General features: G+C 65.7%; 9 protein-coding genes, 1 tRNA gene and 1 pseudogene. 3 read left to right on the top strand and 8 right to left on the bottom strand.

Annotation, left to right across the window (positions count from 1 at the left end; translation table 11 throughout):
• Positions 1-215 precede the first annotated feature (215 nt).
• From PV766_RS04395 to PV766_RS04385, 3 genes and pseudogenes are all read right to left on the bottom strand, one after another.
• Positions 216-539 (bottom strand): annotated as a pseudogene (locus PV766_RS04395) (DUF3349 domain-containing protein); the annotation flags it as partial.
• A 458-nt stretch (positions 540-997) separates the two neighbouring features.
• On the bottom strand, positions 998-1,480 hold the full coding sequence (locus PV766_RS04390; protein ID WP_016934303.1) for an ATP-binding protein: 483 nt from the start codon (positions 1,478-1,480) through the stop codon (positions 998-1,000).
• Between the two features lie 28 nt (positions 1,481-1,508).
• The gene (locus PV766_RS04385) at positions 1,509-1,865 is read right to left on the bottom strand and encodes an STAS domain-containing protein (protein WP_421096479.1); all 357 of its coding nucleotides are present in this window, start codon (positions 1,863-1,865) and stop codon (positions 1,509-1,511) included.
• Positions 1,866-2,036: 171 nt separating this feature from the next.
• Here PV766_RS04385 and PV766_RS04380 point away from each other — a divergent pair, with 171 nt between their 5' ends.
• The 3 genes from PV766_RS04380 (at position 2,037) to PV766_RS04370 (ending at position 5,300) form a co-directional block, all read left to right on the top strand.
• Positions 2,037-3,227, top strand: coding sequence for a PP2C family protein-serine/threonine phosphatase (locus PV766_RS04380; protein WP_421096478.1), 1,191 nt, complete (start codon positions 2,037-2,039; stop codon positions 3,225-3,227).
• A gap of 70 nt (positions 3,228-3,297) precedes the next feature.
• Entirely contained in the window at positions 3,298-4,863 is a 1,566-nt protein-coding gene (locus tag PV766_RS04375) for a sensor histidine kinase (protein WP_421096492.1), read from the top strand.
• A complete protein-coding gene (locus PV766_RS04370) occupies positions 4,860-5,300 on the top strand; it encodes a response regulator (RefSeq protein ID WP_016934293.1) in 441 nt (146 codons plus the stop codon). The genes PV766_RS04375 and PV766_RS04370 overlap by 4 nt, the downstream gene beginning before the upstream one ends.
• A gap of 85 nt (positions 5,301-5,385) precedes the next feature.
• On the opposite strand, the gene PV766_RS04365 is transcribed toward PV766_RS04370, so the two are convergent.
• The 5 genes from PV766_RS04365 to PV766_RS04345 form a co-directional block, all read right to left on the bottom strand.
• Positions 5,386-5,763: a DUF3817 domain-containing protein gene (locus tag PV766_RS04365; RefSeq protein WP_255162616.1), complete on the bottom strand. Its 378-nt coding sequence runs from the start codon at positions 5,761-5,763 to the stop codon at positions 5,386-5,388.
• Positions 5,760-6,176: a hypothetical protein gene (locus PV766_RS04360; RefSeq protein ID WP_026003323.1), complete on the bottom strand. Its 417-nt coding sequence runs from the start codon at positions 6,174-6,176 to the stop codon at positions 5,760-5,762. Before PV766_RS04360 ends, PV766_RS04365 begins: the two co-directional genes overlap by 4 nt.
• A 69-nt stretch (positions 6,177-6,245) precedes the next feature.
• Positions 6,246-6,330 (bottom strand) — tRNA-Leu (locus PV766_RS04355).
• 28 nt (positions 6,331-6,358) lie between these two features.
• The gene (locus PV766_RS04350; RefSeq protein ID WP_421096477.1) at positions 6,359-6,850 is read right to left on the bottom strand and encodes an HNH endonuclease; all 492 of its coding nucleotides are present in this window, start codon (positions 6,848-6,850) and stop codon (positions 6,359-6,361) included.
• The gene (locus PV766_RS04345; protein ID WP_421096476.1) at positions 6,850-7,389 is read right to left on the bottom strand and encodes an HNH endonuclease signature motif containing protein; all 540 of its coding nucleotides are present in this window, start codon (positions 7,387-7,389) and stop codon (positions 6,850-6,852) included. The genes PV766_RS04350 and PV766_RS04345 overlap by 1 nt, the downstream gene beginning before the upstream one ends.
• Positions 7,390-7,656 lie beyond the last annotated feature (267 nt).

The raw sequence follows: 7,656 nt of genomic DNA, 5'->3' as shown, positions 1-7,656 counted from the left end.
CCGCATACTGCCGTCGGTAATCGGCCGCCCGCGAGCAAACTCCGGACCGGTGTCACCAACGTCATGGCCTCATACAGCTAACGCACGCGGGCCTGCGTTCTGCGCTCCTCGTGGAGGGGTTCCGCAGCGCCGGTATGCGGTGTGGCAACGGCATCGGACGGCGGCACCGCGGTCGTGCCGGATGCGACCTGCCCATCCGGCTCGTCGAGCTCGCCCGGCTCGTCCCCGCGGGAGAGCTCACCACCCACGACGGGCCAGCCCGCAGCGACCAGCAGTTCGCGGACCCGCTCGACGTCCTGCGGGTCGGGTTCCTCGTGGATCACCCCTGCCACGATCTTCCGCAGGGTGTCGTGATCCACCTTCCGCTCCGGGTGCTCGGACGCGGTCGCCGCTGCCGTCTCGATCGCCTCGAGGAGTTCCTCGTCCGTGAGTCGGCGTTTGAGAACGGCCAGCAACGCGAAATGATCCTTGGCCGGGATCCCTTCGGGATATCCCGCCCGTAACCAGTCCAGTACCACCCGTGGGTTCCACAGCGCCATCGTCGCCTCCTCACTCACCGCCCCGCGTCGGCCACTTCGAGTACACAGTGCCGGGCGGGACCCCCTGTCGAAGTCACAGAGTTCCCGCCACGATAGCGAGGAACACCTGCTTCTTCCCGTCAGGGCAGTCACATCTCCGGTCAGGCACATCTCTCGTCGGGCGGTCGACAACCTCCGCGACGACGGCCTCCTTGCGAGGAAGCCCCGCCACAGCGAGCCCGGCTCGATTTCCGCGGCCCGTGCGAGTCGCGGTTCCGAAGAGATCGATACCGCGAACGCCGGCTGCTCGAGCATCTCGGCGATCGTGCCGCACGGCGCGAACCGGCACCGAAGTTCGGCACCGCGAAACCAGAGGCCGGCGCCCTGCAGGGGTGACGACAACGGCCGTGGGAGGAACATCGTGTTCCTCCCACGGCCGTGTGCTTTCGGGAACGTGAGACGCGCGCCTACCGCGCAGATCAGCCCGCGTCGTGTGACGAGAGTTCGTCGCCCTCTGCTTTCTCCGAGTCGTCGAGTGCCCACCGCATCTCGATGACCGTGCCCTCGGGGCCGGCCGAGACGTGGACGTCGCTGGCCAGATTACGGATCAGCGTCAGCCCGTGACCGCGTGAACGCCGGGCGTCGCTGTCGACGGCCTCGTGCCACGAACCGTGGTCGCTGACACGCACGAGCACCTCACCCTCGTGGGGCAGGAAGGTCGCCTCGTAGTCGAGGGTCCCGTGCGCATCGTCCGGCGCATAGGCGTGCTCGACGGCATTCGCGAGCGCTTCGTAGCTCGCGAGCAGAATGTCCTGTCGTCGGTCCTCATCGAGCGGCAGCTTCGCCAGCCACCGCCTCGTGACGACCCGCAGGCCTGCGATCTCGGTCGGGTCGGCTCGCACACCCGACGACCGGATCTCGTCGGGAAAGAGCAAGGCTGACTCCTCGGGGGCAGACGACATGACTCCTCGGTTCGTCGGGTGCGGCGGCCTACTCGGAGACTCCTTCCGGCGAGGCACCGAGGCCGACGAGCGCGTCGTCGAGCTTCGGGTGGATCGCCAGGACCTCTCCGAGGCCGAGGAGCTCGAGCGGGCGTGCCGTGGCACTACCGTGTGCGACCACGGCGAAACCGACGGCGTCGGTAGCACGCTTGGACAACTCGACCAACAGAGCGATACCCATCGAAGCGAGAAAATCAACACCGCTGAGGTCGACGATCAGTCCGGTGATGTCGGTGTCGAGCAACCCCAGGGCTTCGTTCTCGAGCAGTGGAGCGCTCGTCATGTCGACTTCACCGTCGACGGACAGCACAGCAACGGAACCGTTGCGAGCTGTCGAAAGAGTCATGTGTGGATGCGCGGTCAATGGATCGTTCACCTTGTCATCATGCAAGATCGTGCCGGCAGATGCACACATCGGTCCATTCGTCGTAGCCCCGGCGCTCTGTGGCCACCCTGTGAGCACGGTGTCGTGGAGTCTGTAATGTTCCCTTTCGACCAGGGAGGGAGGGGCGACCGAGTGGACATGCACCGAGCGCAGGGTGGGTCGGTCGAACCGCCGTCGTTGCTCCTCATCGAGGACGACCCCGGTGACGCACTCATCGTCGAGGAGCTGGTGGTCGACAGCGCCCCCGAGATGACGGTCGTGTGGGTTCAGACACTCGCGCAGGCCCGCGACGAACTCACCACATCCCATCCCGATTGCGTACTTCTCGACCTCCACCTGCCCGATGCGAGCGGCCTCGAAGCGGTCGCGCGCATCCAGGAGATCACCGATTCGGTACCCATCGTCGTCCTCACCGGCCTCGCCGAGGAACAGACCGGCCTCGCCGCACTCTCGGTCGGCGCCCAGGACTACCTCGTCAAGGGACGCGTCGAGCCCGATCTGTTCGGCCGTGCCGTCCGCTACGCCATCCAGCGGAAGCAGACCGAGATCGCGGCGGCGGAACTCCAGGCGAGCCAATTGCACGCGCAGGAGAACGCCCGGCTCGAACGCGGTCTGCTCCCGTCTCCGCTCCTGCGCGACGCCCAGGACTTCGACGTCGTCACCCGCTACCGCCCCGGCCGGTCCTCCGCGTTGCTCGGTGGCGACTTCTACGACGTCGTGCAGACCGACGACGGCACCGTGCACGTCCTCATCGGCGACGTCTCCGGCCACGGTCCCGACGAAGCCGCTCTCGGGGTGGGGCTCCGGATCGCGTGGCGCACGCTCGTGCTCAGCGGCGTCGACGGTCCCCGGCGGCTGCAGCAACTCGAGGAACTCCTCGTCGCCGAACGCACCGAGAGCCGATTCTTCGCGTCCATGACCAACCTCACGATGTGGGCCGATCGACGCACCGTGGAGGTCACGAGAGCAGGACACCCCGGCCTGCTGCTGCGCCACGCCGGAACCGTCGACTGGGTGGAAGCCCCCGGCGGCCCTGCTCTGGGCCTGCTGCCGGGAACGGCCACCTGGCCCGTCCACACGATGGATCTGCCCGAGGGCGGCGCGATCGTGCTGTTCACCGACGGACTCTTCGAGGGCCACCGCGGACCGGGACCGGAACGACTCGGCGAGGAAGGACTTCTCGAGCTCGCGCGCGAACGTGCCCATCTCTCGCCCGCCGAGTTCACCGACGCCCTCATCGACGGCGCCGAGAAGCTCGCGGACAGTAGAGGGGGACTGTCCGACGACGTGGCAGTCGTCCACGTGCAATGGAACAGGAAGTGATCACCACCGCATGACCGAGAGCGACGCAACGGCAGAGGCGGGGGACACGCGTCGCCCTCCGCCCCGGGGAATGACGGTCCAGGGCTGGTTCCTGCTCGTACTGAGCGTGATGGGGCTGTTGGTGATCGTCGGCACGGTGGTGGGCAGCTACTACCTTCGAGAGACGACCGAGGCCTCCAACTACGTGCGGGATCGCATCCAGCCCGCCCGAGCGGAGGCGTACCGCCTTCAAGGCGCACTTCTGAACCAGGAGACCGGCGCCCGCGGATACATCCTGGCTGCCGATCCCGACTTCCTCTCCCCCTACGAGCAAGGTAGGCAGGAGGAAGCTGCGGCCGCTGCCGAGTTGCGCACACTGGTGGGCGACGACGCGAAGCTGCTCGCCGACCTCCGGTCGATCGAGGTCCACGCCGCCGAATGGCGGCGTGTGTACGCCGAGCCTCTCGTCTCCGCGGTGATGCCGGGAGAGCCGCGCTTCGTCGACCCCGCCGCCGTCGATGCAGGTCGTGTCGCCTTCGATCGTCTCCGCGAGGCATTCGAGGTCCAGAACGCCGATCTCTTGCAGGCCAAGGCGGAAGGTATCGAGTCACTCGAGGACATTCGTGCGACCCGTGATCGGATCCTTGCCGGCATGGTCGGGGTGTTCCTTCTCACCGGGGTGGGCCTCGCCGTCCTGCTCCAGATGATCGTGGTGCGGCCGATCCAGCGTCTGCGGCAGGCGTCGCGCGCCGTGATCGCAGGGGCGAACTTCGAGCGTGAGATCGAACCTCAGGGGCCTGCCGACATCTACGCCCTCGGCCGGGACGTCGAGGACATGCGCGAGCGGATCGTGCACGAACTGCAGGTCGCGCACGATCGCGAGGAGCAGCTCGAGAGCCAGGCGACGGAACTCCGGCGTTCGAACTCCGAACTGGAGCAGTTCGCCTACGTCGCCTCCCACGACCTGCAGGAGCCGCTTCGCAAGGTGGCGTCCTTCTGCCAGCTCCTCGAGAAGAGATACGGCGACAAACTCGACGAGCGCGGCACCCAGTACATCGCGTTCGCGGTGGACGGCGCCAAACGCATGCAGGTGCTCATCAACGATCTGCTGACCTTCTCTCGGGTCGGACGCGTCAGCGATGCGCACGTCCGCACCGAACTCGACGTCACGCTCGACGCGGCCCTGACGAATATCTCCCATGCCGTCGAGGAATCCGGCGCGAAGATCCTCCGGCCCGACTCTCTGCCGACGATCGTGGGCGATCCCACACTGATGATCATGTTGTGGCAGAACCTGATCGGGAACGCGATCAAGTTCCGCCGCGAGGACCGGCCGGTGGAGATCCGCGTCGCCTGCGAGGAGATCGTCGAGGGAGACGACGAACTCTGGCGGTTCTCCGTGCAGGACAACGGCATCGGTATCGCCGAGGAGTTCGCCGACAAGGTCTTCGTGATCTTCCAGCGGTTGCACGGCCGGGATGTCTACACCGGAACCGGTATCGGTCTGGCGATCTGCCGCAAGATCGTCGAGTACCACGGTGGAGAGATCTGGCTCGACCCGCAGTATCGGGAGGGCAGTCGTTTCTGCTTTACGATTCCCAAGGCAGGCGACGACATGTCTGCAACCGAAGTCGCTCTGAAAGGGGCATCTGCATGAGCGTTTCCGGGCGGCCGATCGACGTCCTCCTCGTGGAGGACGACCCCGGCGACGAATTGATGACGCGAGAAGCGTTCGAGGACAACAAGATCGGCAACAATCTGCATGTGGTACGCGACGGCGAGGAAGCGCTCGACTTCCTCTACCGGCGCGGGGAGCATGCGGATGCTCCTCGGCCCGATCTGATCCTCCTCGACCTGAACCTGCCCAAGTACGACGGGCGGCAGGTCCTCGAACACGTCAAGTCCGACGACGACCTCACCGACATTCCCGTTGTGGTCCTCACCACCTCGGCCGCGGAAGAGGACATCCTGCGCAGCTACAAGCTGCACGCCAACGCGTACGTGACGAAGCCGGTCGACCTCGACCAGTTCATACGCGCGGTGCGCCAGATCGACGAATTCTTCGTCCAGGTGGTGCGCTTACCGCGCCGCTGAGTTCGCGCTGCACAGACGAGATCGGGCGGATCCTGGAAGGGATCCGCCCGATTCGTGTTCGTGAAGGTCTCGTGGAGGTGGTGGTTCAGACGCCGAAGTCGGCCTTCACCTGCTGGGTGCGCTTGTGCTCGACGAAGAACGACAGGAACGGGATGGTGCCCGCCAGGAGCGTCCACACCGTGCGGGCGATCGGCCACCGCACCTTGATCGACAGGTCGAAGGTGAGCACCAGGTAGACGGCATACACCCAGCCGTGCACGATCGCGATCCAGGCCGGCACGTTCTCGATCCCGATGATGTACTTCGCGACCATCTCGCCGGTGAGGATCAGCAACCAGATGCCGGTCGCGTAGGCGAGCACGCGGTAACGCAGCAGGGCGGACCGGATCTTCTTCCGGTCGGCGTCACTGACGACGCGCGGCGTGGTGGCCTGGCCGGACGCCTGCTCGGGGGTGGTGCTCACTGAGCGCTCCTATCGGACCTGCGCGCGAGTTGCGCGAGGTACTCGTTGTACTCGTTGATCTGTCGTGCGTCGGGATCCGCGGCCTCCTGCTCGCGGGCCTCGGCGAGCGTGCGCGGACGGGTGGGAAGAAGATCCTCGGGGATCTCGGTGGGCTCGTCCGGCTCGGACGGGCGGCGTCCCCCGGTGCTCTCGGCTTCCTGCTCCTCCGCCTCGAGGCGGACGAAGCGCCGGTAGGCGTAGACGCAGAAGAAGGCGAAGGCCGGCCACTGGAGGGCGTAGCCGAGATTCTGGTAGGTGCCGCCGACCGCTTCGAACCGGACCCACTGCCAGTAACCGAGGCCGAGGCATCCGGCCGCGGCCACCAGGACCAGGATGATCAGGGCCAACCGGCGGGGAGGGCGATGCTCGGACACGCCCTCGACGGTACCCGAACGGTGCACCGACCTGCCAAGACCGGTCGGTGCACCGTGGGTGAGGTCACGTGGTGCGCGAGGGGGGACTCGAACCCCCACGTCCGAAGACACGGATACCTAAAACCCGGGCGTCTGCCAATTCCGCCACTCGCGCCAGACCTCAGCAGGATACGGCATAGATGTCACTCCGGGGCGATACGGTGCTGCACATTTCGTCCGGCCCAGGTAGGCGTCTGACTGTGACAGTTGGGACAGAGGAAGCGAAGGTTCTCCGGGCGGGAGTCGCCGGGGTTCCCGTCGATGTGATCGACATGCAGGGTGAGCGGCCTTCCGTTCCATTCGGGTTCGATACCGCACCGGGTGCACCGGTAAGGGCGTCCGTACTCGACGAGTGCCCGTCGGAGCTGATCCGGTCTCGTGCGCCGAGAGCCGTTCGGCTTCTCGATGAGCAGGTCGCGCCACTCGTGACGGACGTACGGTCTGCGCTCGGTCGTCCGAGGTCGCCCGGTGAAGTGGGAGGTGTCGATACCGAGTGCGCGGATCCTACGGCTCAGGTGGGTGTGGTGTCCGCCACTCGGTTTGAGACCGAAGTGCCGCATGACCTCGGCGAAATTGACGCAGTTCCGAACCGCTTCTTCCAGCATCTCCTTCGTGTATTTGACCGGCCTCGCCATCACGCCACCTCGTCGGAATTCGATCCGGTTCGGCCGGGAATCCATTCGGATGATTCGTCGAGAACGCGACGTGTGTTTCGGCCTGCCCACGTCGGCGTCTGGCTGTGGCAGTTGGGGCACAGGAAGCGGACGTTGTGCGGTCGGGAGTCGTTCGGATTGCCGTCGATGTGATCGATATGGAGCGCGAGTCGGGATTCGAGCCATTCCGGTCCGATACCGCACATCTCACACTCGTGGGCGCGACCGTATTCGAGGAGCGCCCGTCTGAGTGTCTTGGTCTCCTTCCGATTCGCACCGGCCGGTGCAACCGTGAGCACGTCCGACCAGTGCAGCCGGTTCCGGGCCGGTCGTCCCTTCTGGTGGGCCATGCCCCGGAAATGTGATGTGTCGATTCCGTAGGCCACGATCCGTCGTTTCACGACGACGTAACTACCTCCGCCTGCTCGAAGCCCCAAGTAGCGGAGAACACCTGCAGTACTGATCGACGCGGTCACTGCTTCCTCCAGCAGTTCCCTCGTGTACTCGATCCGCTTCCCCATCTCGCCCCCATCTCGCCCCCATCTCGAATGTCTGTTCGATCCGGCCGAAGGCTAACCGCGGGCGCCGACACGTTTTCGATCTTGCGATGCACGATCCGCGACGCCCGTCAATAGGTAACGATTTGATAACGAAAAACGTGAGGAATTCCTCGGGTTCATGGACGTCCACACATCGGCGCAGCCAGGAATGACTCGGGTTACCGACCGGTTACTTTTGCCCCGACGTGTGAGCGAAATCACTGGCGGGAGGGGTGTCGGGCAAACTGT

Origin of the sequence: Rhodococcus sp. As11, assembly GCF_048957735.1 — a bacterium.
In the GTDB taxonomy this organism is placed as follows: Bacteria; Actinomycetota; Actinomycetes; order Mycobacteriales; family Mycobacteriaceae; genus Rhodococcus; species Rhodococcus gordoniae.
This window is presented reverse-complemented; position numbering and strand designations above follow the sequence as displayed.

Bases quoted from the DNA above. Each gene is read 5' to 3' on its own strand.
- PV766_RS04385 (WP_421096479.1), bottom strand. From the start codon at position 1,865: ATGACTCTTTCGACAGCTCGCAACGGTTCCGTTGCTGTGCTGTCCGTC.
- PV766_RS04345 (WP_421096476.1), bottom strand. From the start codon at position 7,389: ATGGGGAAGCGGATCGAGTACACGAGGGAACTGCTGGAGGAAGCAGTG.
- PV766_RS04350 (WP_421096477.1), bottom strand. From the start codon at position 6,850: ATGGCGAGGCCGGTCAAATACACGAAGGAGATGCTGGAAGAAGCGGTT.
- PV766_RS04390 (WP_016934303.1), bottom strand. From the start codon at position 1,480: ATGTCGTCTGCCCCCGAGGAGTCAGCCTTGCTCTTTCCCGACGAGATC.
- PV766_RS04370 (WP_016934293.1), top strand. From the start codon at position 4,860: ATGAGCGTTTCCGGGCGGCCGATCGACGTCCTCCTCGTGGAGGACGAC.
- PV766_RS04375 (WP_421096492.1), top strand. From the start codon at position 3,298: ATGACGGTCCAGGGCTGGTTCCTGCTCGTACTGAGCGTGATGGGGCTG.